Origin of the sequence: Deefgea piscis, assembly GCF_019665785.1 — a bacterium.
In the GTDB taxonomy this organism is placed as follows: domain Bacteria; phylum Pseudomonadota; class Gammaproteobacteria; order Burkholderiales; family Chitinibacteraceae; genus Deefgea.
The window spans coordinates 219858-243838 of the sequence record NZ_CP081149.1; the positions used below are offsets into that span (position 1 = coordinate 219858).

A 23981-nucleotide genomic window follows, 5' to 3' on the forward strand; every position below is an offset into this window, starting at 1 on the left:
TTATTGATAAGGGCTGCAATCAAATACCTACGTTATTCATCTAAATTGGGGTAATTCAACATCGCTCGAACTCGGTTTGAGCGGATGCCTCGCCAGATAACGTCAGCAATGGCTGCTTTTTAATCCGAACGTTTTTTAATCAAAAACAAAAATCGGGTTTCTTCTTGCCATTGCTCGAGCAATTCATTACCGGTTTGCCGACAAAATGCGGCGAAATCGGTTGGCGTGGCTGGATCGGTGCAGGTCACTTGAACAATCTCTCCACCCGCCAAGGTGGCCAGCGCTTTTTTGGTGCGCAATATCGGTAGTGGGCAATTGAGTCCCGATAAATCAATCGTTAATTGCGGGTGAATGCGAGCAGTCATGAGCGCAGATCCAAGCGAACAAAACGCCATTGTACCGAAGTCAATCCTACCTGTTGCAATCAATCCCAGCTCAAGCTTGGTCAAATTTGCTGCGCTTAAGTTTCACTTCATACAAAGCGGTTTAAATAGCGTCATCAAATCAAAACCTCTTTGGAAAACACATTATGAAACTCATGACTTTCTTCACCGCTGCCACTCTTGCCGCTTCAACACTGAGCTTTGCCAGCAGCAATGATTGCGCCCCACATCCGCGTGAGCAATGGGTGAGCGCTGCCGAAGCGAAAACCAAAATCGAAGCGCAGGGTTACACCATTTCTAGCCTTAAAGTTTCTGACGGCTGCTACGAAATCAAAGGCCGCAATAAAGACAATCAACGCGTTGAAGTCTCATTCGATCCAAAAACATTAGAAATGGTTGAGTTTGAGCACGAAAGTTTTTTTGATTAACTCTGCAGGCTGCGTCAGTGTTGGCTTACGCAATCCAAGCAATCAGCCAGTAACAATAACAGCAGCTACAATTAAAACGTAATTAGATATGAAAAATAAACAGTGCTTAATTTTCGCTTAACTGAAGCATGTTGAAATACATTTGTTGTTCCTACCACCACCGGAGAATCACCATGAAAGCATTTGCTGCATTAGCCTTAACTGCACTAGCCGCCTCTTCTCTTAGTTTTGCCGGCGCCAACTGCACCCCACATCCAAAAGCTGAATGGTTAAAGCCTAGCGAAGCCACGGCCAAAATCGAAGCGATGGGTTACAAAATTAAAAAATTTAAAACCTCTGGCGAATGCTACGAAATCTACGGCCACAATAAAGAAGGCAAAAAAGCTGAGGTGTATTTCGACACGAAAACCTTAGCCATTGTGAAATCTGAAATCGGCGATTAATCCCTAGGGTCTGCTGAACATTGGTTTGCCAACCGCGTTGCAGCGGCGGTCAATCAAACATCAATAAACCATAATGTATTGGCTTGCAGCCTTTGGTATTTAATGACTGCAAGCCAATACCTATTCAATATCACCAACGCTGCAGGGTAAGCCTCATTGGCAACGTAGCCAAGCAACTCAAGTGCTGATCTGATTAGGAACTGCAAAATGCAAAAAATCAAAGTGTGGGATCCCGTGGTTCGGGTATTGCATTGGAGCTTAGCGATTGCAGTACTGGGTAATTTTTTGAATGAAGAAGGCGATCTTATTCATCGCTGGGAAGGCTATGCCGCGGTCGGCATCGTCATCAGCCGCATTATTTGGGGCTTTATTGGCAGCGAACATGCGCGCTTTAGCAGCTGGTTCCCCACTCCTGCTACGCTTAAAAGCTATCTCGCAGCGCAATTGCGCGGTGAGCATCCACGATTTTTAGGGCATAACCCCGCAGGCGCGGTCATGATGCTGTTTTTGTTGCTGATGGTCTTATCCTTAGGCGCCACAGGCTATATGATGGGTAGCGATGCTTTTTTTGGCGAAGAATGGCTAGAAACCCTGCATGAAACCCTGGCCTATACCTTACTGACTGGGGTTGGTCTGCATGTTGCAGCCGCGATCTTTGAAAGCTGGCGCCATCGAGAAAACCTCCCCGCCGCCATGCTACATGGTTATAAACGCGCGAATGCATCGCCAAAACCTCACGACATAAGGCATTAAGCAATCGCGGCAGCTTGGTTTGCCGCGATTGACTGATGGCGACCCTGGACTCAAACATGCGTATTTTATTAGTCGAAGACGATTTATTACTCGGTGAAGGCATACAAGACGGCCTGATTGACGCGGGCTTTGTCGTCGATTGGTTTAAAGATGGCGAAGCCGGTCGTACCGCACTGCAAACCGAACACAGCTTTGACTTAGTGGTGCTCGATATTGCGATGCCGCGACTCGATGGCCTGAGCTTATTGGCATGGATACGCCGCAATTTGGGCGACTTGCCGGTATTGCTACTGACCGCGCGCGATTCGATAGAAGATCGCATCAAAGGCCTTGATGCCGGTGCCGATGATTACTTAGTCAAACCGTTTGCACTGGGCGAACTGATCGCACGTTTGCACGCCCTATTACGCCGTGCCCATGGCCGCAGTGAAAACAGCCTAACTTGGCACAGCATTGTCCTCGATCCAGTGCACAAAACCGCCAGCAAAGACGGTATGCCGCTCGATTTAACGGCAATGGAATTTAAACTATTGCATTTACTGATGGCCAACTACCCGCATTATTTATCCCGTAGTCAATTCGACGAAAAGCTCTACGGCTGGCAAGGCGAAATTGAGAGCAATACGCTGGATGTACATTTGTCTCACCTGAGAAAAAAACTCGGCAGCGAGGTCATCCGGAATGTCCGTAATCTTGGCTGGCGCTTGGAGTCCAATTGATACATCGCATTCAACACTGGTTAAAACATTCACTCGCAACGCGTTTAACGCTACTGATTTTGTTGGCGACCATCATCGCGTGGAGTGGGTTTAGCGCCGTCTTACTTTACGAAGCACGCAAAGAAACCGCCGAAGTACTCGACGATCAACTCACCGCCTACGCCGATTTGTTATGGCAAAACTTAGGCGGCGAAGATGATTTGCGCTCAAATAATAATCAAGACAATGACTACCACGATGAGCTGGCTTTCGCGGTTTACCATTTAGATGGTCGGCTAGTCACCGCCAGCCAACAACGCCCTTTCCCACTGCAGCCCAGTGCGTCGAAAAAACCCTACTCAATCAACTTAAACGGCAAAGAATGGCAAATTACCGTGCGCTCGGGCGAAAACCACCAGCTGATTGTCGGTGAGCCGCTAAAAAATCAACTCAAAATTGCCAAAGAACTCAGCGAGCATTTGCTCGAAATCGCGCTGTGGGCGCTGCTGTTATTATTACCGCTGTTGTATTTAGCGATTCGACAGGGCCTTAAACCACTCAAAATCGTTGATGCCGAATTAGCGCGCCGCGCGCCGAATAATCTGGATGCGCTCAATATCGTCGTCCCCAGTGAAATTGCCCCGCTGCGTGACCGGCTCAATACCTTGTTTGCCCAAGTCAACCAAACGCTCGCCCGCGAGCGACGCTTTACCGCCGACGCAGCGCATGAGTTACGCACGCCATTGGCGGGTTTACGGGTGCAAATTGAGTTGGCACAAAGTAGCCCACGGCCAGAAACGCGGGAAAAAGCGCTCGGCAAAGCCATACACGGCGTTGATCGGACCACTCGCTTGGTGACGCAACTGTTGGCGCTGTCTCGTTTAGACCATGGTGAAACACCGCAATTTGAAGCGATATCACTCAGCGATCTAGCGCGTAGCGCCTTACTTGAAGCCAATTTGCCCGCCGATGAAGCCCATTTAAGCATTGAGCAGCCCTGCGCTTTAATCGGCCAACCGCTATTGCTGGGGTTGTTGCTGAGGAATTTACTGGAAAATGCCAAGCATTATGCTGGCCCAGACGCCGAGATTGTGATTCACATTCGCAAAGAAACACTCAGTGTTTGCGATAATGGGCCCGGCGTGAGTGCCGATGATTTAGCCCGCATTGGCGAACGTTTTTATCGCCCCGCAGGGCAAAGCCAGCCCGGTGCCGGTTTAGGTTTATCGATTGTGCGCCGAATCGCCGATTTGCATCATGCTACGTTCAAAATCAGCAACCGCGCCGCAGGTGGATTTTGCGCCGAGATCGGCTTTCACCGTGAACTGCAATAAACAGCATTGAGGCGACTCGCTGAACTTGTTACGATGCTGCCTTTACTCTCGATTGGACTCACGACGATGCATAAAATCCTGCTGTTGACTTGTTTGCTTGCTGGATTGGTGCAGGCGGCAGAATACGAGACCCACTCACCAGACAATATTGAAGCCGGTGAAGGCGATGGCTTAATGGGTTTCTTTAAAAATAAAGCGCCAGTGATTCCGGCAGAGCAAGAGATTCAATACCCCGATTTAGCCACGCTCAAACAATGGGCTCCGGTTAAATTCTCGCAAGAAATTAAAAACAATAATTACTATCTGTCGCTTGATAGCTTGAGCCTCGGGCCAGATCGGATTGTGCGCTATGTCATCGCGGTAACGCCGAAAGCCGGTGGCCCAAAAAATATCTTATTTGAAGGCATTGATTGCAAAAGCAATCAATACCGCACTTATGCTTGGGGCAATCCCAATAAGAATGAATGGCAAAAAAGCACGCAAGTGAAATGGAAGCCATTAAGTAAAAATCAATACAATGCTTGGCAAGGTAGCTTGTCGGACAACTTCTGCCAGATGGGCGATCCTTGGCCGGTTGAAACCATCCGCAAAGACTTCACCGTCGACAAACAAGCCGGTGATTGCTTGGGTTGCCGCGCCAAATAATCCAATCGCTAAGGTCTGTTGACCGCCAAAACCTAAACAGCAACAGATCTTATCAAGCCGCAATGCGGCATTTTATTACGCAGCAAATATCAGATCCGGTAGTGGCTCAGCAAAAGCCGCCTGATATTTTTCGGCCAATTCGCGTTCAGTAAAATGATGATTTTGCCCACCGCGCTGCGCCACTTTCAAGCTACCTAACAAACAGGCCAAACGCCCGATGTGGGGCCAATCCCAGCCGCGACTCAATCCATGCAGCAAGCCCGCGCGAAACGCATCGCCACAACCGGTTGGATCCAAAATCTCTGCCGCTGGCACGGCGGGGATTAAATGACAAACGCCGGCGGTATAGATTTTAGCGCCCTGAGCCCCCAAGGTGACAATCAGCGCTTGGACTTGCGCGGCAATCTCCAGCAAGCTGAGCCCAGTACTCGTGCACAGCATTTCTGCTTCATAGTCGTTGACGGTGACATAACTGGCTAAAGCCAACATGGCTTTGAGCTCTTCTCCGTTAAACATGGGTAAGCCTTGGCCGGGATCAAAAATAAACGGGATTTTAGCCGCGGCCAATTGCTGGCAATGTTGCTGCATACCCACCTTACCATCGGGCGAAACAATGGCGATGTCGATCGGCTCTCGCACGACACTTACGGTATTGAGATGCGAGCCATTCATCGCTCCCGGATGAAATGCAGTAATTTGGTTATCGTCTAAATCGGTCGTAATAAAGCACTGGGCAGTGAAGCCCTCTTGCACCTGAATATAATCACGGCGAATCTGCTGACGATCTAAAAATTCGGCATAAGGGCCAAAGTCTTGCCCTACGGTCGCCATAATTAAAGGCTCAGAACCCAGCATTTTAAGCGTGTAAGCAATATTGCCAGCACAGCCGCCCAATTCGCGCCGCATTTCTGGCACTAAAAATGATACCGATAAAATATGAATCTGCTCGGGCAAAATATGCTGCTTAAAATAACCGGGAAAAATCATAATCGTGTCATAAGCCATCGAGCCACAAATTAACGCTGCCATCTTGCTCTCCTGATATTAATTAAGCGGACTTCATCATTACTGAGCGACTGGCCGAAACACTTTGGCTTTCGTCATTCGCCGATTAATTCTGTCTGTATTCATACACCAAGTTTCTATTACTCGTGCATATTCCTAGGGTTTTCATGTATTTTTACGTCATGGGAATCATTCTTTCATCCACTGTCATTTTAATCTTAGCTACAGTGAGCTGCATCTTCGCCATCGCACAATACGCGCTACTGGTGCGTGCGCATCACTCCGAGCGCGGATTGACCACCTTGGCCTATGGCGGCACGCTGCATGCATTGGCCACACTGATTTATGCATTGACCTTAGGTAGCCGCTATAGCACGCTGATTGCACCGATTTTAATCGCCGGCTTGCTGGTTTTACTCGCCGGAACCCGACGCTTTTTTGCCCGCCCCGCCTTGCTTGGGCACTGGGCATGGAGCTTAGCCATTAGTGCGATCGTACTCAGCGCCCAATGGCTAACGAGCCTTAATCAATATCAGGCGTGGATATTGCAATGCCTCACCCTATTGCCGCTATTATTGCGAATCGCTTACGAAGCACGCAACGCTGATAACGATGAACATTGGCCCTTACCTAGACTGCTGTTAATTATGATTTGGCTGGGTTATGTCGGCATGGTGGTATTTTTAATCTGCCTGCCCGCCTACTCTTTTCAAAATGCCCTATTGATCACCTTATTAATGAGCAATTTGGCCTTGCCCTATGCTTATCACAACACGCTGTCACATCGACTACACACCCGCTTAATTAAGCTCAATCGTTATGATGCGCTAACCGGATTATTCAATCGGCGCGGAATTGAGGAATACACGCTGCGCGAGCTGCGTCGCACTCAAAAATACCGCCAGCCATTGGCGATTATTGGTGTGAATATCAAGCAATTTCATGAAATCAATCAGCGTTATGGTTTTGCCGCTGGCGACTTGGCGCTGCGAAAAACCGCCCGTAGCTTAAAAGCGATCGCCACGACGACCTACCCTAGCGGTATCGGGCGCTTTACCGGCAATGATTTTATTTTGGTCTTGAGTAATATGCCGATTCAGCAGGTGCGTCACACCATGCTAGAAATCGAACTTGCAATAAATAGCTTACAAATTGAGCATAGCGACAGCAGCTTTCATCTAGGCTGTGTCATTGACGTTGTGCGTGCCGGTGTTCACGGCGACAATGCCAATCAATTACTGATGGCGCTGCAATCGGCAATTGAACAACGCAAACAAGCCAAGCCAGTCATCAACAACGCGCCACTTTCCCCAGCTGAAATTGATTAACACAAGGGTATTTAACTGCAGTATTTATATTGCATTAACTACAAAGCAATACCCATAGTTCTATTTCGATCTGCTATAGATGCTATACCGCAGCTTCGGCACTTATTTTTTATTGTCTGCTGCCGACTCAACACGATTACGGCCATTACTTTTGGCTTGATACAGCGCAGCATCGACCCGCTGCATCCATTCATCAAACGAATCGCTCACTTGAAAAGCCGATAAACCAATACTGATGGTTAATGTTTGTCGATGCGGAAAATTCGCGCTGGCAATGTATTGGCGTAATTTTTCCGCCAAAAAGCCCGCCTGCTCCAACGTCACGCCAGGAACTAACAACACAAACTCTTCACCGCCCCAACGAAACAAAGTATCACTGGGGCGAATTTGGCTTTTCACAAGCTCTGCCAAACGCACTAAAACCAAATCCCCCATCGGATGACCAAATTGATCATTCACTCGCTTAAAATAATCAATATCAAGCATCAATAAACAAACTTGTTGCCCATAGCGAATCGCACGCGACATCTCGGCATACACCATTTGTTCAAACTGCCGTCGATTTCCGCAGCCCGTTAAAGCATCGGTTTCGGCGTCATGAACCAAGCTGCGATTGGCTTCAAGCAAGCGCGAGTTCACCATTTCAAATGCGACGCGCAATTCAGACAATGTCTCTTCACTTTTTTGCCGCAAGCTGATTTGATCCGCTAAGCGTTGCGCAGCTTGTATGCCTTCGTCTTTTGCCGTATTTAACTCAGACTGCTGTAGCAAGCTTTGATTTAGCTTCACCTGCCGCCGCGCCAAGCAAAATTCTTCTATCGGCTGCAATGCCGGATCATGGCAAACCTCTACATGCGCCGCGCTATCGTAACGCTGGAGTAATTGTAAGGTTTTATCTTGCCAATTTTGAATATTGCGCCTGAGCAAATAATAAACCCCAAGCAGCGCCAAGATAGAAATCAGCACCAAACCCAAGCCCAATATTTGTCTCGCCGTTTGGTGCGCAGCAACATCAAAATTAACCGCCAAAATCAAATTGCTATACGACAGCTGTGGTCCAATTGGCAACGCTAGATAATATCGACCCTGCCGATCTTGCACTGTTTGATGACTTAATAGCGGAGGCTGAGTTACAAGTCGCTGCTCAGTAAAAATGGAATAATAGCCCTGCGGCCCTTGTAGCAAAATATCCAACTCACTGGGCAATAAACTCGAGCTTGGTTGATGAAATAAGGCGTCAAATACAGCCACGTGGTCATGCTGACGCTGGAGTAATGATTTTAACTCCACTGCAGTGATTAACCAAAAAGCCTGCTTTGCTGGGGCATAAAAATGATAAACCGTTAGTTTTCCGGTCTTGGTTGAGATCCCCAAATGATTTTTTATTACGCTAGCGCTACCGATCTTTTTGCGTAATTGCTCATTTAACAGCGCTGATTTTTTCCAACTCTCATCGGCGTTTTCGTCCGCTGTAGCGCCGATCATCATGGCGCTTTGCGGATAATAAATTGAGGCGCTGTCGACCTGTAAGGCTTTGGTCAGCTGCTGCAAAGCAATCGGATTGGTGGCCAAAGCGCCGTTGATACGCGGCCATGCCGCATCAATCGATTCGGGTGAAAAATCCAATGGAGGCTGATCGTGTTCAAGGATTTGATTGAGTCGAGCCAATTGCATTTGCGACTGCGCTTGGAGATTCTGCAAAGCGAGTTCGACTTGCTGCGTTTCTAAATAACGCAAGACGCCATAGCTCAAGCCAGTCACTGCTAGCAGCAAAATGACCAGAGCCAATAGCCAAGAAACCCACATTCGCTGCATCACATCTAAACCATAGCTGACTTAAACATGTCTAGTATAGTTAGCAATTCGGATAAATCAGCATTTACTAAAATGCCGAGTTAAAAACTCGGCATCAACGATTAGCTTTGCAATAAAGCCAGTTCATCAGCATTTAAAAAGCGCCATTCACCTTCGGCCAAATCTAAATCAGCCAACTGCAAACCGCCAATTTTAACTCGACGCAAAGCACTACAATGGTTACCTGCCGCCGCCAACATGCGTTTCACTTGATGATATTTGCCTTGCTCCAGCACGATTTCAATTTCATTATCGCTGACTTTATTCGCCACTAAGGCCGCAATTGGTGCTGGCTCATCAATCAATTGCACGCCCGACAATAACTGCGCCACCAATTGATCGGTCACTGGCTCAGCGGTGGTAGCGATATAAGTTTTCGGCTGATGGCGTTTCGGCGAGCTTTGCGCATGAATAAATGCGCCATCATCCGATAGCAGCAATAAACCCGTTGTATCGTGATCTAAACGCCCAACAGGCTGCACATCGCGCCATTCCATATTTTGCGGAAACAGCGTTAATACCGCCGGATGATGCGTTGGTTTACGTGAACATTCGTAACCACTGGGTTTATTGAGGACTAAATAGACTTTTTCGCGATATTCCCACGTTTCGTCAAACACCTGAAACACCAAGCCTTCGGGCTGGTATTCGGTTTTCCATTTCTGGATGACCACGCCATCAATCGAAACTTCACCTTCTTCGATTAAATCACGGCAGCCTTTACGCGAACCAAAACCTTGGCTTTGCAAAATTTTATCGAGCGATAGTTTTTTCATGATCAGAACTCATACGAATGGATATACCATTGTAAGGGTAAGTAGCTACTTTGAAACAGAGGATGAGGTAAAACCAGAGATAAAACAGAAAACTACAAAGGGAAACTGGTGGAGGGAGAAGGATTCGAACCTTCGAAGGCTGAGCCGCCGGATTTACAGTCCGGACCCGTTGACCGCTGGGGTAACCCCTCCACGAGGACGGCAATTATGCCTTTGACCCACAATACCGTCAAGCCCCCCATCGATTTTTTTTCACTAGATGTTGCAAACCGCAAATCAATACAGCAACGCCACATTATTTGTCATCTTACGGCGCAATAATCAATGATCGGGCACCGTCGCCTTTTGCAGCAGTAATAACTGGGCAACGACAAGGCTCACGACCATCGCGCATAGGAGCTTAGCGTTTGAAACCTTATTCCGTCTTATTTATCTGCACTGACAATGCGATTCGCAGTCCCATCGCCGAAGCGATCATGAATCATTTTTTCGCCGATCGATTTATTGCCTATAGCGCGGGCAGCAATGCACTGAGCGAGCTACATCCGCTAACCATCGCGACCTTACAGCATTTTGGCCTAACGCCGCCCAGCCCACCCAAAAGCTGGAATACTTTTTTGCTGGCTGGGGCGCCTGAAATGGGTTTTATTTTTACGCTAGACGATTGCGCTACCAACGAAGTCTGTCCAACTTGGCCCGGTGGCCCGCTGATCGCGCATTGGAATGTAGAAGATCCGAGTTTGCGCTACCAAGAAGCTGATCGCCGCAAAGCGTTTCATGATGTGTTTTTATTTATCAAACATCGGATTGATTTATTAGCAGCACTACCGATGGAAAAATTAGCGCATTTGGCGCTGCAACATCATGTGCAGCAAATCGGCCAATGCACGCCGTTGCGCTAAATCACAAAAAGCCTCGGTTTCCACATTGGAAATCCGAGGCTAGATTGTGGCCTCAACCGTTGGCCTTACAAACTTCGCAGACAACGGCGAGCAATAATCGAATCTGGTCTTAGTTTTTTGGCTCAATATTGTTAAATACAAATTGAACGCCTTTAACTTGCTCAGCAATCATGCCGGCTTGCGCCATTTGCTCACCAATTTCAACCACCCCCACAATGGTCACATCGACTTTAGTAGGGTCTTTTTTATCGTTGGCGCCTTTGACTTTCAAATCAAATGGCTTCAAGGTTGGATCGGCATCAAGGGCTTGTTTAACATGATTGGCAACCGCAACGGCATCCGCTGCTGGCTTAACAGCTGGTGCGGCAGGCGCAGCTACTTTTTCAGCAGTTGAGCTACACGCGGTCGACAATACTGCGGCGCACAGCAGCGTAGCAAGCAGGCATACTTTTTTCATGATTTTCACTCATCCGTTTAAATTAATTAAAAACAGCGCTGCTTAGAGGCGATGGCTTCGTACTTAGCGCTTTATATCGCTGATTCTAAAAGCATTACATTACAGAAATGTTTAAGTCTTATGACAAATGCAAATCAGCAACAACGACCACATGGATCTGCCTTGCTGTGCCGCTGCGCCAATGGTTTAATTCAGCGCATAGTGGTTTTTTATTTCTCAGCGGTTTTTGCACAACAAGGTTGTACCCTCTATGTTGCCCACGGCATTCACAGCAATCCATCAACAAGATAGGTATCTTGATCCAAGCGCTATTGTTATTGCACTGCATGGCAATACCTTGATTTTTTGTTCACAAACTTTAGCTTCTGCCAGCGAGCTAGCCGCGCTGACACCGCCACATACCTTGCTGTGTATTGGCCAGCTGGAACAACAAAAAATACAGCTGGCCTTATGGGATGCCGCAACGCCATTGCCAACAACACTTAACACGATGGATTTACGCGCCAGCTTTGATTTACTCGGCGAAACGCTGTGGGCGCTGGCGTGCCGCGCCAGCCAGATTGCGACTTTTTATCGCACGCATCGCTTTTGCGGTGTGTGTGGTGCGCCAACTTTGCCACTCGAACAGGAAATCGCCTGCGAATGCAGCGCTTGTCAGCATCGAGTTTGGCCGCGCTTATCGCCGGCCGTGATGGTGCTGATTCAACGTGGTCGCGAAGTCTTGTTGGCGCGCTCGCCACACTTTCGCAGCGGCATGTATAGCGCAGTCGCTGGATTTGTTGAGCCCGGCGAAAGCCTAGAGCAATGCGCGCATCGTGAAGTGCGCGAAGAAGTCGGCGTGGAAATCACCAATTTACGCTGGTTTGCCAGCCAAAGCTGGGCGTTTCCGCATTCTTTGATGCTGGCTTTTTTTGCCGATTACGTTTCTGGTGAGATTGTTTGCCAAGCCGATGAAATCGAAGACGCGCGCTGGTTTAGCCCTGATGATTTACCGCTACTACCCAGCGCCAGCAGTATTGCTTATCGCTTATTGCAAGCGGGGCTCAAGGAAAACCCCTAAATCCAGCATCCGTTTAAGTGCCATGGCTTGATCGTTAAACGGGCGCTGGGCGAGGATCTCAAGCGAACCGCGCATTTTTGCTTATTTTTTATGCAGCACCAGCGCCGCGACCACACCGGCAACCAAACCCCAAAAGGCCGAGCCAATACCAAATAGCGTCAGGCCCGAAGCGGTGACTAAAAAAGTAATGATCGCTGCTTCGCGCTGCTTTTCATCACGCATCGCGAGTGCCAAACCGCTACCAATAATATTCATCAGTGCCAAACCGGCCACCACCAGCACTAGCTCTTTAGGAAAAGCGGCAAATACCGCGACGACCGTGGCGCCAAATAAGCCAATCAGCAGATAAAACACCCCAGCAGCCATCGCCGCAATATAGCGTTTGCTCGCATCTTCATGTGCGTCTTTCCCCATGCAAATGGCGGCAGTAATCGCTGCTAAATTAATCGCAAAAGCGCCAAATGGCGCGAGCACCACGGTAAGTAGGCCAGTGCTGCTAATCAAAGGGGAAATCGGCGGCGTATAGCCATTGGCGCGCAATACCGTCACGCCGGGCACATTCTGCGAGGCCATCGTCACCATAAATAAGGGCAAAGCCACACTGGCAATGCTGCTCCAACTCAACTCTGGCGTAGTCCAAATCGGCATCGCCAACGTCAACTCAATACCCTCTAGATGTAATAGCCCGCGCCACGCTGCCACTAGCATGCCACAGAGCAATACCCCAACAATGGCATAGCGAGGCCAATATCGGCGCAATAGCAAATACGTCAGCAACATGCTACCGGCCAAAACTAACTCGGTTTGCAAAGCACTAAATGCATCCAAACCAAAGCGCAATAACACCCCCGCCAACATCGCCGAAGCAATACCCAATGGAATCCGCTGCATCGCACGCTCAAACCAGCCAGTGATGCCCATCAATACAATCAGCAAGCCGGAAACCATAAATGCCCCAATCGCTTCGGGCATGCTAACGCCCGCCGCGCTGGTGACCAGCAAAGCTGCGCCCGGCGTTGACCATGCCGTGACGATGGGGACTCGGTAGCGCAGCGATAAGCCGATACAACTCACCCCCATTGCTAAGCCCAAAGCCCACATCCACGAGGCGATTTCTGCTGGGCTGGCGCCTAATGCCTGCGCCGCTTGAAACACAATCACTGCCGAGCTAGTAAAGCCGACCAAGACCGTCACCAAGCCCGCCACTACTGCAGAAACCGAACTATCTCGCCACACCGACATAAGCCACCCCTTGATTGAAGCACTTATTGTGCTGGCAGAGCCCTTAAGCGGCAAGGCGCAGACCAAACAAAGCAAACATTTGGTTACAAGGGTCTGTTGACGTTTGGTTTGCCAACCGCGTTTGCGCGGATTTTGGCCTGAGGCAAGGCACGAAGCGCGTAGCGTAGCATTCTACGCCAGCGCTTTGTAACGCAGCATCAGGCCAAAATCCGCCAAACCCTGCGGGCTGGGCGCTTTTCGCGGCGACTCTGTGTTGTAGCAAGCTCGCATAGAATGACTATGCATCGCTTACTACGCCTTGATTCGCCGCGAAAATCGATCCAGCGCGGCGGAAAACCAAGCGTCAACAGACCCTATAGGGTTGACGCGACAATGATCCTGAAAGCATCATAAGGCGTGATGCAAAGCAGCAAAAACCCTCTCATGCTGCACCAACGCAATCATTTTCAAGTCACTGAGCGCTGATTCGCACGATGCTCAGCAGCGTCGGAACGACGTAAAGACCACGGGTAATTGATCCGGCAATAGCGATCCTAAGCCGGTATTTCCGCCCATCAAGGATGAAGCTATGCCCAATTCAACCCAATCGACTCGTATCGGGGTTTTCTTAGCCGTTTTTGCCGCCACCGGCTTTGCCATGAAAGGCGTGTTTATTAAGCTGGTTTATCCTTATGGCGTCGATGCCGTCACACTGGTCATGCTGCGGCTGATGTTTGCGATTGCTTTACTGTGGATGGTGAGATTGTGGCGACTGCACGCCAGTAGCGATGAGCCAGAAACACCCATCGCGCCTTTAGATAAGGTCAAACTCTTTGGTCTAGGTTTACTGGGTTATTACTTAGCCAGCGTGCTCGATTTCATTGGCCTTGAAACCGTCAGCGCCAGTTTGGAGCGCCTCATTTTATGCCTGTACCCCACATTTACCGTGTTGCTGGTGTCTTGGTTTAGCGGCAAGCCAATTCCCCCGAAAATCAAACGCGCACTACCGTTAACTTATCTGGGCATGGTTTTGGTATTAGCGCCGGAGCTCATGAATGCCCACGCCGATTGGGTTGGCATTGGTTTTGTGGTGGCCAGTACTTTGGCTTTTTCGCTGTATATGGCGTGGAGCCCAGCGGTGATCGAGCGCGTGGGTTCAATGCGCTTTACTGAATTGGCGCTCACGGTGTCGGGCTTAGGGATTTTAGTGCATTGGTTAATCAGTCATCCACTGAGCAGCGTGGATCAGCCGTGGCCGGTTTGGGCCTATGCACTGACGATTGCGATTTTCTCTACCGTCTTGCCGGTGTATGCCATGACCAATGCCATGAAACGCATCGGCGCTGGGCGCACCGCAGTAATTGGCAGCTTTGGCCCGGTGCTGTCGATTATTATGAGTATGGGGATTTTGAATGAGCGCCTCAGCGCCGTGCAATGGCTCGGTGCAGCCATTGTGCTCAGTGGCGTTTGGATGGTCAGCAAAAAATAAACCATCCCCAGATGGCCAAGCCGTCTGGGGATGGGTTTATTAAAAGTCCATTGTCACTTTAGCCAAATTGCGTGGCGTATCGATGGCATTGCCACTGAGAACAGCGCAGTAATACGCCAGCATTTGCAGCGCAACAATATAAATAATCGGACTCAAATGGGTTAAACCACTTGGCATCCGAATCACACTCGTGCCTTCAACCGACGCAATATTGCCGTTAGACAAAATAAAAATCTCGCCATGATTGGCGCGAATGGCTTTTAAATCATCGAGCATTTTTTGCGCTTGTTGATTCCACGGCAAGCAAACAATCACCGGCAAGTCATCATTCACCAAGGTAATTGGCCCGTGCTTTAACTCACCAGCGGGGAAAGCCTCGGCATGCTGATAAGCAACCTCTCTAAGCTTAAACGCGCCCTCCATCGCCACCGGATAATGCGTATGGCGACCGATCACAAATAAATTATTTTTGCGATGCAAAGCATTCGCCCAGCGGCGAATTTCTTTATTAAGCAGCAAGGTTTGCGCCACCACATTGGGCAAGAGCAACATCTCTTCATCATGACTTGCTACTTGCTCGGCACTGATATGCCCACGCGCCTGACCTAGCGCATCGGCCAGCATAAATAGCAGCAAGATTTGGGCGGTGAGTGATTTGGTTGCGCTCACCGATTGCTCGGCACCACTGTGCGTGAGCAAATGATGGTCAACCAAGGTGGTCAGCGTACTGCCGGGAGAATTGGTCAAGGCCACCGTGCGCGGCCGGCCTGATGCTTGCGCGTGTTTTAACGCCGCAATGGTATCGGTGGTTTCGCCCGATTGCGAAATCGCAATCATTAAATCATGGTCACCCACATGCACATCGCGATCACAATATTCGCTACTTAAACCCACTTGCACTGACACACCGGCCAAGGTTTCAAACCAATACCGCGCCACCAAGGCGGCGTGATAGCTCGAGCCACAGGCTAATAAGGTCACGCTGCGAATGCCAGATAATTTGGCGCGCAGCGCCAAAGGCAGGACGTAACCCTCCTTGTATTTTTGCACTAAAATCGCCAGCGTTTCTGGCTGAGCTTCAATCTCTTCCAGCATAAAGTGCGGCACGCTTTGATTCTTGGTCACGGCCGGCATCTCTAGCACTTGCTCAAGACCATCCCCTAAAATCAACAGAGGGGTATCTAGCCCAAAACGAACAATATCGCCGTCTTTCATCGCATACACCTGATTAGCGCGTTGGCGTATCAGCCGTAAACTACTGCAACAAATTTGCCGCAAACCCGATTCAAGCCCAACAAATAAAGGCAAGCCTAAGCAACTGGCCAAAATAAACTGCGCTTGGCTTTGTTGATGGCACAGATAGCTAATTTGGCCTTTGAGTTGCGCATTGGCAATCAGCATCGCCTCAGTCAAATTCGCGCCGTCATCGATTTGCCGTTGCAAAATTGCCGCAATCAACTCGTTTAAACTACACGCATCGCCCAAATTAAGACTGTGCGCTAAATCCTGATGATTCAGACAATGGCCCATTGCCTGAATCTGTAAACCGGCCCGATTGGTCGGTGTTAATGGCTGCGGCTCATGGTGCAAACTCGCAATCAGCCAGTGGCATGTTTCACTACCGAGCGATAATCGCTGCACTGGCTGCGGCAAGACCCAACGCTTTTGCTTGCTGCTTGCTTGCGCCTCTAGCACCAAATTCAAATGCGTATTGCTGCTATTTAAAATCAAAATACAGTCGGACAATGCAGGCAACACATTTTGTGGCGCAATATAGGCAATCAATTCAGACATATTTCACCTTATAGAAGAGCAAACAGCACTGCATTGAGTTGGGCTTAAAATCACCAATTACCTTGGATTAAGCCATTTTAAAGCGTTGCACCGTCGCGGTAAGTTGATCAGCCATGGATTCAAGCTGTCCAATCGACTCGCCCATATTGCGTACTGCCACCGAGTTCTCTTCAGCCATCGCTGCAATCCGTTCAACATTAACGGCAATATCACGCGCAGCTGAGCGTTGTTCTTGCATTTGTTCGCTGATTTCATGCACTGAATGCACCACCTCACCGCTGCGCTGATTAATACGGCCAATACTTTCGCTCGCTTGGGTGGTTAATTGCAAACCATCACCAACCCGCTGGCTACCGCTACTCATGCGGGTTACTGCATCTTGTGCACTGCTTTGAATATTGCTCACCATCTTGGTGATTTGACTCGCTGATTGCGCGGTGCGCTCAGCGAGCTTGCGCACTTCATCGGCCACCACGGCAAAGCCACGCCCCATATCCCCGGCACGGGCGGCTTCAATCGCCGCATTCAGGGCCAATAAATTGGTTTGATCGGCAACATCTTTAATCACCACCACAATCGTGCCGATTTCATTGATATTTCGCCCCAACTCAGTAATTTGTGCGGATGCGCCCAGAACTTCACCCGAGATTGCCTGCATTTCCAACGCTGCCGCCGAAACATCTTTGCTGCCTTCGTTGGCTAATTCACCAGCCCCACGCGCTTTTTGCTCAACATCATTAGTATTGTCAGCCACTTGATCCATGCTGGTGCTCATCTCTTCCACCGCAGCGGCCATTGAGCTGGCTGAAGACGATTGCAAATCAGAGCCGGAAGTAATTTGCTGTGACGCTACCGATAAGGTCCGCGCGGCTTGCGTGACTTCTGTTGCATTGCTTTGAATCTGACGAATAATCTGCACCAGTTTTTCTTGCATCGTTTGCAAAGCGCGTTGTAATTGACCCAATTCATCACTCGCAAACTGCGTGCCACGCCAATCATGACTTAAATCGCCACTGGCAATTTTGCTGGCAACCCGGCTGGCAGACTCCAAAGCGGTAATCACTTTCGAGCCAATCAACCAAGCCAATACTAAACCCAGCAAAATCGCCAATACGCTCACCAATAAAATGCTATTAACCGCAGTGCTGACGCTATTTTGTACCGTGGTTTTATCTTCATCCATTACGCGGCTTTGATATGCGGCCAATTTAAGCAAAGCATCCCGATAAGCATTACTAACTTTGGCATATTCAGTGGTAATAAAATGCCCGCCCGTGGTGCGATCGAGTCTTAATAAGGTCGCCAATTTAGTTTTTTGTAAATCCATTGCGGCATTGCTTGCCACTACTTCTGCGAGTAAGGCTTGGGCCTGAGTATCACCACCAATCAGGGTTTTAAGCGCGCTGATTTGATTTTCTTCAGCGCTAGCTTCTGACTCCAATTTTGTCAGAATCGCATCGGTATCACCCGTGGTTTCGGCTAAAGCAGCATTACGTAGCGTTAAATCGGTTTGGTAAGCAATGGCAATCAACTGATTGGACTTCACCACCGTAGGATAACGCTCATCCACTAGCTCGCTGACCTTGCCTCGCAGCTGTGACAGACTCAATAAAGCCACAATCGCAACAATCGCCAGCAACAATAAAACTACCCCAAACCCAGCCAGAAGCCGTGTTTTTACGCCCCAATTGTTCATACCCACCCTTTATTTTCTAATTATTGGCATTATTCACACCGTCATTTTCCTTATAATATACCGTAAGCTTTGTTCACGCATATTATCAACGACTGATTGTCACTAGGTGATGTATGAATCATGATCTTGTTTGTTTTCCCTTTAGCGACTTAGGTACTGAAACCCACTGGCAAAGAGAAGGTGAATTACTGCAGCGCTTTAATCATTTACCGCCAGAAGCCCAGCATGAGCGACCAGAACTCCTCAAAGCGCTGTTTGCTCAAGCCGATGAAGTGATTATTTCGCCACCTTTAGCGATTGCTCGCGGGCACTTAATCAAACTCTCGCGAAAAGTGTTTATTAATTACAACGCACAAATCGCTGCCGCGCCGGGCGCACCGATTACGATTGGCCACCACACCATCATCGCGCCCAATGTACAAATTCAAACCGGAACGCATCCAGTCGACCCGACGGAACGCCAAAAATGGGCTTATTGTGCCAAAGGCATTACCATCGGAAATAATGTCTGGATTGGGGCTGGCGCCATTATTTGTGGCGGCGTAACGATTGGTGACCATAGCGTGATTGGCGCTGGCAGTATTGTCACTCGCGACGTACCGCCTTGCGTCTTGGTTGGCGGCAATCCCGCGCGCGTGATTCGTGAATTAACACCACCGGATGAAAGCACTTTATATGCGCTAAATCCATAACTTTGGAGCGTCTTCAGCGTATATTTGTATTCATTCATTCTTAACAGAACAGAGTCAGTACAATGTGGAGCACGATACGATCTTGGTTTACCGCCAAACCCAAACTCAGTGCGGATGATGAAGCAACCATCGAACGTTTAGTCGATATTGCCCATCCGCACATTCGTTTGGCACGCAATTACCTAACCCGATTAGCTCCTTATATGAGCTGGGCACACAATCACGCCAACGCTTTAGCCACTCAACTACCTGCGCCGATTGAGCTCAATAACGAAACCTGGCGCAAAGACCGTACTTTGCAGCTGCTCTTTGCGACGCCAGACCGAATGAGCGAAGTCGTCGGGCGCGACCCCGGCTTACAAGCATGGTTTGCCGCATGGCCACTGGCCGACATCGCTTATGTAGGACTCATTGCCGATGCCCAAGAAAAAGTACGCTTTGGCATGAGTGAGCACGCAGGGCAAATTCGCCAAGACGTACCGCAAAAATTACTGATTTTTTCTAATTACCAGCTTGGTCAACCCGCTCAATCACCCGATGCATTAGTCCAGCTTGGCACCGAGCGAATTTTAGATACAGTGGCAATTCAAGCCCAGCTGGCTATCGCCAATGTTGAGAATAAAAAAAAGCAGCTCGAAAGCACGCTGGTCAATGCCCGCACCATGCTGAGAATGCAAAATTCAAACAGCATGACCCCCAGCCCAGAACAAATTGAACAACAAACTCGAATTAAAAATCTCACCGCCCAATTGCAAACCATTCATCAACAGCTCAATCCCGATGCTTTGTGCGAGCAACTGATTACTGAATTGGCGGCAACTCCCGATATTTTGCGACTCGAGGTTCGCCACTGTAACGTTGATCGAATGGGCATTATCGATAGTGAAAGCAGCGATAATCAGCGCATCACCTTGCCCGAGCTCATTTTGCAACGCGAGCATCCGATTGAAAAATTAATTATTTTAATGGCGGTTCCGCGCCAGTTAATGCAAGCACCTAGTGAGAAACATGGATTTCCTGAGCAAGTCATCTTTTGAGACCTTGAATACAAACTGACGAACAAAGGGAATTTTCACCTTTATTGTTCGTCAGTTTATGACCACAATATCAGCTCAAGATATGACATGAGCAAGCCATGAAAGCCTTTATTTTTCCTCTACTTTTTGCCAGCTCACTCACAATGGCCGCCAGCGATGCGCCATTACAGCGCTATCAATGTGATGAAGGCCAATCATTTACAATCAGAATGACGACACCTGACTCGCTTGAATTACTTAGTGGTTGGACGTTCCAAAAACTACCCCATGTTATTTCGGCGTCTGGCGCCAAATACAGCGACGGTAGCACCACCGTGTGGTTAAAAGGCCAAGGTGGCTTTTTGGAAGTCGATGAGGTGATTGTGGCCAATAATTGCACCTTGATCTCTGCTGATGAACCGCTCAACCCGATTCGCGACGCCGCATCTGGCTTGATTTTTATTCCGCCAGAACGTTGGACGGCCAATAATGTGCAAGTAGACGTGAAATCAGGCAGTGAGATTCCATTTTATGGCGAAACGGCATTACAGCAGTTTGAATATCGTTTTCGTGGCGGCAATGATTCAGAGCATTATCCTTTGCTCGATATTCTAGTTTTTCCAAAATCAGCATGGACCCAACTCGAGAAAAACCCACCACCGGGATTGGTACTTGGCGATGATGGTCAGCGCGTTTATTTAGCGCAATTGCCAAGTAATAATCCATTTAATCCGGCCAGCAAAAATGGCAAAGAATTTATCGCTTTGCAAATGACGCCTGCCGAAGTGAAACAAGCATTTTCAATGTATGGGATTGTGAAAAACAAAGCGATTGAGAGCGTGAGCGCTAAAGTCATGTGGCTGGATCGTCGGCTTTATCCAGGCGCGGTGCTCACCGTTGAATTACGCGATGTGTCCAAAATGGATGTGGCATCTGAATTGATTGCGAAAAAAGTAATCACTTTAACGCAAGGCACGCCACCGACGGTAACGCTGAAATTTGCCCCAGAAGCGATTAACCCTAAGCATCGTTACAGCATTAGTGCGCGTTTAGAGCAAGATGGTAAGCTGATTAAAATTAGCGACACTCAAACGCCAGTACTCACGCAGGGCGCGCCACGCGAAACCAGCATTATGCTTAAAGCAATCTAGGTATAGCCATCTAGGCTATACAAATTAAAAGCTACATTCATATACCCATGCCGCCCTATTATCGTAGAGCGGCATTTTTATTGTCTCAGACTTACACTGGTTTGTTGCTCACTCGCTGAGTGAGCAACACCGGTTTAGCACAGTACTAAATTATCGCGATGAATCAGCTCAGCTTCGTCGATATAGCCCAAAACAGCTTCAATTTGCCCAGTTGGCTGACGTAAAATCCGCTGCGTTTCTTGCGAGCTGTAATTGATTAAGCCACGGGCCACTTCAATCCCTTCGGGATTTAAACAACGCACCACTTCACCGCGTAAAAATTCGCCTTCAACCGCCACGACCCCAATCGGTAATAAGCTGGAACCCGACTGCGTTAAAGCCCGAACAGCCCCCGCATCGAGCGTTACGCTGCCTTTGAGTTGCAAATGGTCGGCAATCCATTGTTTTTTGGCGGCCAATGCACAAGTGACTGAGCTCAATTGCGTGCCGATCATCTCGCCACTGGCTAAACGAGTGAGTACCTGTTCTTCACGACCACAAGCAATGATGGTTGCTGCCCCGCTACGGGCCGCACGTTTGGCGGCGATGATTTTGGTATACATACCCCCCGTACCCACGCTAGAACCTGCGCCACCGGCCATAGCTTCCAAGCTAGCATCACCCGCTACACCGGTTTGTACCAAGGTGGCACTCGGGTTGCTACGTGGGTCGGCAGTATACAGCCCAGTTTGGTCAGTCAAAATGACTAAGGCATCGCCTTCGATCAGGTTGGTTACCAAAGCGCCGAGCGTATCGTTATCGCCAAATTTAATCTCAGCAGTCACTACGCTGTCGTTTTCATTAATGATGGGAATCACACCCAATTGCAATAAGGTCAGCAAAGTTGAGCGAGCATTGAGATAACGCGTGCGATCAGATAAGTCTTCATGCGTAAGCAGTACTTGCGCGCACATTAAACCGTGTTGGCGAAATGCACTTTCATAGGCATGGCATAAGCCCAATTGTCCTACTGCAGCAGCCGCTTGTTTTTCATGCACTGCGCTGGGTTTTTGCGTCCAACCCAGTCGAGCAATGCCTTCGGCAATAGCGCCTGAAGAAACTAAAACAACTTGTTTGCCTAGTCGAGTCAGTTGAGCAATTTCTTCAGCCCAGCGTGCTAGTGCGGCGTGATCTAAACCTTTGCCTTCATTGGTCACTAGGCTAGAGCCGACTTTAATCACAATTCGCTGAGCTTTAGCCAAAATTGACGTTTGCATAAATAACTATCCTTGCGCAGCGCATTAACGCTGTATTACAGCTGAAATAAATAAAAGCCTTGGTGGTGCAATGCCGCTAACGCCGTTGCCGGATCAAAACTCACATTGTCGTTGCCAATGCTGATTGTGCGGGTACGTAGGAAATAGACTTTTTCATAGTCTTTGTCATCAATCGGCAATTGGCTTTGATCGACATCGATATCGACTGGCAAAACGAGGCACTTACTCGGGTTGCTCATGCTTTTAAAAATATTCACTTCCACGTTCAGCTCCTTATCGCCATTGCGCTGTTGAGCGCATTCCAGCGGGGTTCAATTTTGGCGCAATTTGCCGGTAAAGCCTAGCTTTTTTAGACACTTTCTTGGGTTTAGTCAGCAGGGTTTTAGCGACTTATCCACAGATTTTTTCAAGAAAAAAGCTTTGTCTTATTGGTTTTTATTTTAAATTAGTAGTAATAAATAAGGGCTCGATTGAGCTGTGGATAAGTGCTTATTGTGTATAACTTACAAATGCTTAGCCAAATGATGAATTCGGTATATACACGAAAAATGAGGGTCTTGTTTTTGGTGATGAATTTAAGCCCCTGCTACAAATAATCGCTTACACCCAAATCATGCCCAGCAAACCCACGCGTGATTCACCTAGTTATCCCCAATATATCCACGATAATTCCACAAAAAAATAATTACCCACAGGGTATTTTCTTACCGCCCTTGATACAGCAATGCCTTGGTAGAGATACATAGCCAGCGTATTTTTATGCCAATTACATTGGGATTAATCGTGATGAAATTTGAGCTATGCTGATTTGATAGCAAGGAGGAGATGAATTAAGTCCGGCTAATACAGAGTATGAATTTGCTTGAATGAATGACATTCACAGAGATTGATATTGAGCTCAACTCACTAATGCAATAGGAAATAGCCAATGACCGCGCAACAAGCAACTGACTTTAGTAGTGCTTTATTTTGAAAACGCTACTAACGCAGCAGCGAGCGATGTCGCCGCCAGAGACCAATGCCATGAAACAACTGGAGCGACATGCGCTGCACATTCATTCTGGCGACATTGCAGTAGAAAAGCATAAACCCATCATGACTTTATTGGGTTCATGTATTTCGGTGTGTTTATTTGATCCGCAACTCAAAATCGCCGGCATGAATCATTTTATGCTGCCTAATTTTGGCGCTCGCGCGGGGCAAGATGTGGAGTCATTGCATTCCGGAATGGCATCAATGGAGCTATTGGTGAATGCCTTACTAAAACAAGGCGCAAAAAAAGGCCGTTTGCAAGCAAAGGCCTTTGGGGGGGGGAATTTAGTACCCAGCGCGGGGAAAAAAACCATTGGTGAGACCAATATTGAATTTACTCACCAATGGCTCAGTGCCGAAGGAATTCCATTATTGGCCAGCGATTTGGGTGGCAATTGCGCCAGAAAAATCGTTTTAAATCCGACTTCTGGCGAAGTGCTATGCCGGCAAATTCAACCGCAACAAATCCAAAAACAACAACTAATTCAAGAAGAAGAAAATTATAAAACTAAGCTAATCCAATCTCTCAATCATCGTAAAATTGATTACTGGTAATCATTGGCTGGCG

The 23981-nt window shown here is 48.4% G+C and carries 24 protein-coding genes and 1 tRNA gene; 14 read left to right on the forward strand and 11 right to left on the reverse strand.

The window, feature by feature from the left end; translation table 11 throughout:
• Positions 1-119: 119 nt before the first annotated feature.
• Positions 120-353: a sulfurtransferase TusA family protein gene (locus tag K4H25_RS01035; protein WP_221022835.1), complete on the reverse strand. Its 234-nt coding sequence runs from the start codon at positions 351-353 to the stop codon at positions 120-122.
• 176 nt (positions 354-529) lie between these two features.
• Between K4H25_RS01035 and K4H25_RS01040 the strand changes: the two genes are divergently transcribed.
• The 6 genes from K4H25_RS01040 to K4H25_RS01065 all read left to right on the forward strand — a co-directional run bounded on the left by K4H25_RS01040 (position 530) and on the right by K4H25_RS01065 (position 4684).
• Entirely contained in the window at positions 530-811 is a 282-nt protein-coding gene (locus K4H25_RS01040) for a PepSY domain-containing protein (RefSeq protein ID WP_221021635.1), read from the forward strand.
• Between the two features lie 173 nt (positions 812-984).
• The gene (locus K4H25_RS01045; RefSeq protein WP_221021636.1) at positions 985-1254 is read left to right on the forward strand and encodes a PepSY domain-containing protein; all 270 of its coding nucleotides are present in this window, start codon (positions 985-987) and stop codon (positions 1252-1254) included.
• A 207-nt stretch (positions 1255-1461) separates the two neighbouring features.
• Positions 1462-2007, forward strand: coding sequence for a cytochrome b/b6 domain-containing protein (locus K4H25_RS01050; RefSeq protein WP_221021637.1), 546 nt, complete (start codon positions 1462-1464; stop codon positions 2005-2007).
• Between the two features lie 56 nt (positions 2008-2063).
• A complete protein-coding gene (locus K4H25_RS01055) occupies positions 2064-2726 on the forward strand; it encodes a response regulator (RefSeq protein WP_221021638.1) in 663 nt (220 codons plus the stop codon).
• Positions 2723-4039 (forward strand): ATP-binding protein, encoded by a 1317-nt coding sequence (locus K4H25_RS01060; protein WP_221021639.1) that lies wholly within the window; start codon positions 2723-2725, stop codon positions 4037-4039. Before K4H25_RS01055 ends, K4H25_RS01060 begins: the two co-directional genes overlap by 4 nt.
• 66 nt (positions 4040-4105) lie before the next feature.
• Positions 4106-4684: a CNP1-like family protein gene (locus K4H25_RS01065; protein ID WP_221021640.1), complete on the forward strand. Its 579-nt coding sequence runs from the start codon at positions 4106-4108 to the stop codon at positions 4682-4684.
• A gap of 75 nt (positions 4685-4759) precedes the next feature.
• Here the strand turns inward: K4H25_RS01065 and K4H25_RS01070 are convergent, their stop codons facing one another.
• Complete coding sequence (locus K4H25_RS01070) at positions 4760-5713, reverse strand: carbohydrate kinase family protein (protein ID WP_221021641.1); 954 nt, start codon at positions 5711-5713, stop codon at positions 4760-4762.
• 143 nt (positions 5714-5856) lie between these two features.
• Here K4H25_RS01070 and K4H25_RS01075 point away from each other — a divergent pair, with 143 nt between their 5' ends.
• A complete protein-coding gene (locus K4H25_RS01075; protein ID WP_221021642.1) occupies positions 5857-7017 on the forward strand; it encodes a GGDEF domain-containing protein in 1161 nt (386 codons plus the stop codon).
• Positions 7018-7119: 102 nt separating this feature from the next.
• Here the strand turns inward: K4H25_RS01075 and K4H25_RS01080 are convergent, their stop codons facing one another.
• From K4H25_RS01080 to K4H25_RS01090, 3 genes are all read right to left on the reverse strand, one after another.
• On the reverse strand, positions 7120-8832 hold the full coding sequence (locus tag K4H25_RS01080; RefSeq protein ID WP_221021643.1) for a GGDEF domain-containing protein: 1713 nt from the start codon (positions 8830-8832) through the stop codon (positions 7120-7122).
• Positions 8833-8933: 101 nt separating this feature from the next.
• Positions 8934-9647 (reverse strand): pseudouridine synthase, encoded by a 714-nt coding sequence (locus K4H25_RS01085; RefSeq protein WP_221021644.1) that lies wholly within the window; start codon positions 9645-9647, stop codon positions 8934-8936.
• Between the two features lie 106 nt (positions 9648-9753).
• Positions 9754-9839: transfer RNA gene (locus K4H25_RS01090), tRNA-Tyr, on the reverse strand.
• 215 nt (positions 9840-10054) lie between these two features.
• On the opposite strand from K4H25_RS01090, the gene K4H25_RS01095 reads away from it, so the two are divergent.
• Positions 10055-10549, forward strand: coding sequence for an arsenate reductase ArsC (locus K4H25_RS01095; RefSeq protein ID WP_221021645.1), 495 nt, complete (start codon positions 10055-10057; stop codon positions 10547-10549).
• 109 nt (positions 10550-10658) lie between these two features.
• Here the strand turns inward: K4H25_RS01095 and K4H25_RS01100 are convergent, their stop codons facing one another.
• Positions 10659-11006: a BON domain-containing protein gene (locus tag K4H25_RS01100; protein WP_221021646.1), complete on the reverse strand. Its 348-nt coding sequence runs from the start codon at positions 11004-11006 to the stop codon at positions 10659-10661.
• A 250-nt stretch (positions 11007-11256) separates the two neighbouring features.
• Here K4H25_RS01100 and nudC point away from each other — a divergent pair, with 250 nt between their 5' ends.
• The gene (gene nudC, locus K4H25_RS01105) at positions 11257-12066 is read left to right on the forward strand and encodes an NAD(+) diphosphatase (protein WP_221021647.1); all 810 of its coding nucleotides are present in this window, start codon (positions 11257-11259) and stop codon (positions 12064-12066) included.
• A gap of 81 nt (positions 12067-12147) precedes the next feature.
• Here the strand turns inward: nudC and K4H25_RS01110 are convergent, their stop codons facing one another.
• Positions 12148-13308, reverse strand: a complete 1161-nt coding sequence (locus K4H25_RS01110) for a benzoate/H(+) symporter BenE family transporter (protein ID WP_221021648.1) — start codon at positions 13306-13308, stop codon at positions 12148-12150.
• Between the two features lie 568 nt (positions 13309-13876).
• On the opposite strand from K4H25_RS01110, the gene K4H25_RS01115 reads away from it, so the two are divergent.
• Positions 13877-14776 (forward strand): DMT family transporter, encoded by a 900-nt coding sequence (locus K4H25_RS01115; protein ID WP_221021649.1) that lies wholly within the window; start codon positions 13877-13879, stop codon positions 14774-14776.
• A gap of 39 nt (positions 14777-14815) precedes the next feature.
• On the opposite strand, the gene K4H25_RS01120 is transcribed toward K4H25_RS01115, so the two are convergent.
• Both K4H25_RS01120 and K4H25_RS01125 read right to left on the reverse strand, forming a co-directional pair.
• A complete protein-coding gene (locus K4H25_RS01120) occupies positions 14816-16570 on the reverse strand; it encodes an isomerizing glutamine--fructose-6-phosphate transaminase (protein WP_221021650.1) in 1755 nt (584 codons plus the stop codon).
• Between the two features lie 67 nt (positions 16571-16637).
• Positions 16638-18266: a methyl-accepting chemotaxis protein gene (locus tag K4H25_RS01125; RefSeq protein WP_221021651.1), complete on the reverse strand. Its 1629-nt coding sequence runs from the start codon at positions 18264-18266 to the stop codon at positions 16638-16640.
• Between the two features lie 113 nt (positions 18267-18379).
• On the opposite strand from K4H25_RS01125, the gene K4H25_RS01130 reads away from it, so the two are divergent.
• The 3 genes from K4H25_RS01130 to K4H25_RS01140 all read left to right on the forward strand — a co-directional run bounded on the left by K4H25_RS01130 (position 18380) and on the right by K4H25_RS01140 (position 21125).
• Complete coding sequence (locus tag K4H25_RS01130) at positions 18380-18958, forward strand: sugar O-acetyltransferase (RefSeq protein WP_173532677.1); 579 nt, start codon at positions 18380-18382, stop codon at positions 18956-18958.
• A gap of 62 nt (positions 18959-19020) precedes the next feature.
• Complete coding sequence (locus K4H25_RS01135) at positions 19021-19995, forward strand: hypothetical protein (protein WP_221021652.1); 975 nt, start codon at positions 19021-19023, stop codon at positions 19993-19995.
• 98 nt (positions 19996-20093) lie between these two features.
• A complete protein-coding gene (locus tag K4H25_RS01140; RefSeq protein ID WP_221021653.1) occupies positions 20094-21125 on the forward strand; it encodes a YbaY family lipoprotein in 1032 nt (343 codons plus the stop codon).
• Positions 21126-21259: 134 nt separating this feature from the next.
• On the opposite strand, the gene proB is transcribed toward K4H25_RS01140, so the two are convergent.
• The gene (gene proB, locus K4H25_RS01145; RefSeq protein ID WP_221021654.1) at positions 21260-22381 is read right to left on the reverse strand and encodes a glutamate 5-kinase; all 1122 of its coding nucleotides are present in this window, start codon (positions 22379-22381) and stop codon (positions 21260-21262) included.
• Positions 22382-22416: 35 nt separating this feature from the next.
• Entirely contained in the window at positions 22417-22644 is a 228-nt protein-coding gene (locus tag K4H25_RS01150; RefSeq protein ID WP_221021655.1) for a hypothetical protein, read from the reverse strand.
• 736 nt (positions 22645-23380) lie between these two features.
• Here K4H25_RS01150 and K4H25_RS01155 point away from each other — a divergent pair.
• Positions 23381-23968 (forward strand): chemotaxis protein CheD, encoded by a 588-nt coding sequence (locus K4H25_RS01155; RefSeq protein ID WP_221021656.1) that lies wholly within the window; start codon positions 23381-23383, stop codon positions 23966-23968.
• Positions 23969-23981: the final 13 nt, after the last annotated feature.